This window comes from Pectinatus brassicae (assembly GCF_014201835.1).
Lineage (GTDB): Bacteria > Bacillota > Negativicutes > Selenomonadales > Selenomonadaceae > Pectinatus > Pectinatus brassicae.
The window spans coordinates 1-1,250 of the sequence record NZ_JACHFH010000082.1; the positions used below are offsets into that span (position 1 = coordinate 1).

2 protein-coding genes and 1 pseudogene are annotated in these 1,250 nt (G+C 33.0%); all 3 read left to right on the top strand.

Annotated elements, in window-relative coordinates; genetic code table 11:
• A pseudogene (locus HNR32_RS13965) lies at positions 1 to 214 on the top strand (group II intron reverse transcriptase/maturase); the annotation flags it as partial.
• 145 nt (positions 215 to 359) lie between these two features.
• The gene (locus tag HNR32_RS13730) at positions 360 to 560 is read left to right on the top strand and encodes a DUF4405 domain-containing protein (protein ID WP_183863624.1); all 201 of its coding nucleotides are present in this window, start codon (positions 360 to 362) and stop codon (positions 558 to 560) included.
• Positions 561 to 591: 31 nt separating this feature from the next.
• The gene (locus tag HNR32_RS13735) at positions 592 to 1,209 is read left to right on the top strand and encodes a hypothetical protein (protein ID WP_183863626.1); all 618 of its coding nucleotides are present in this window, start codon (positions 592 to 594) and stop codon (positions 1,207 to 1,209) included.
• Positions 1,210 to 1,250 lie beyond the last annotated feature (41 nt).

Sequence of the window (1,250 nt, forward strand, 5' to 3'; positions counted from 1 at the left end):
GTGGAAGCAGTGGAAGAAAATCTCAGCACGGTTTGAGAATTTGAGAAGGTTGGGATTGGATAAAGAACAGGCGTGGCAATATGCCAACACAAGACTGGGATATTGGCGAATAGCCAACAGTCCGATACTAAGCCAGACACTAACAGACAAATACCTCGAATCACTAGGCTATGTGAACATAGCGAAGAAATACGAGGTATTGCATTTACGTTAAGTTATTGAACCGCCGTATACCGAACGGTACGTACGGTGGTGTGAGAGGTCGGTCATTCAATTAATGGATGACCTCCTACTCGATTCTATGAGGGGATTAGAATGGCAAAATATATTATAAAAAAATTGATATTGGAGGATATAATATGAAAAAACTTATTTTTTATGTGCTGTTGATAAGCTTTATAACAGTATCGATAACCGGTATTGCTATTTCCTTTAGGATGTATCGTTTATTTAACTTTAAGGATGTTCATGAAATAGCCAGCTATATTTTTTTAGTAAGCAGTATAATTCATATATATTTTAATCGAAGAGGTATTGTGTATTATTTAAAAAATAAATAATTATGATAATTTATTTAAGAGAGGATTTTTTATGAAAAAAATTAAAGAAATTAGTACAGCCTGCGTGGCTTTAAGTATGTTTTTATATAGTAATACTTCTGTTGTAGAAGCAGCACATCAGTCAGAAAATAGATCTACAGTAAATAATACAGTAAAATCTGTTAAAAAAATAAATGCAATTACAAGTGTGACTTCAATTGCCCAAGTTTTTGGCGATGGGGAAAAAGTGGCAGCAATAGCAATAGAATATCCTAATGAAATTGATGCGGCATCAATTTCTCCTGCTGATTTTTCAGTTGCTGGTAAAAAAATAACATCTGTATATACTAATGATAAAGCAGAATATACAGATAAAAATATTCCTGGTCGCTATGTGATTTTGAATTTTACTTATATTAACAGCACATTAGATCAGCCAATGCATTCAATGCCGCCGAAGAATATGATGAATAAAAATGATGCGCCCCATTTTAGTGATAGAAAGGCACCAGATTTGTCTATTACTGTCATGCAAAAAGGAATTATAAAAGCAGCTAATGGTACAGTATACTTACCAACCAATGATGTAATAAAAAATACGGCACAAATAGATAATTTAACTCAAACTTCGCACATCAATAAAAGTCGATGTACCTTGAAAATTCAATAATTGGCGTTATTTAAATAGCAATATTTCAGGCTATTTGGCGT

Excerpts from the sequence above, each read along its gene's own strand:
- HNR32_RS13735 (WP_183863626.1), top strand. The coding sequence starts at position 592 with ATGAAAAAAATTAAAGAAATTAGTACAGCCTGCGTGGCTTTAAGTATG.
- HNR32_RS13730 (WP_183863624.1), top strand. The coding sequence starts at position 360 with ATGAAAAAACTTATTTTTTATGTGCTGTTGATAAGCTTTATAACAGTA.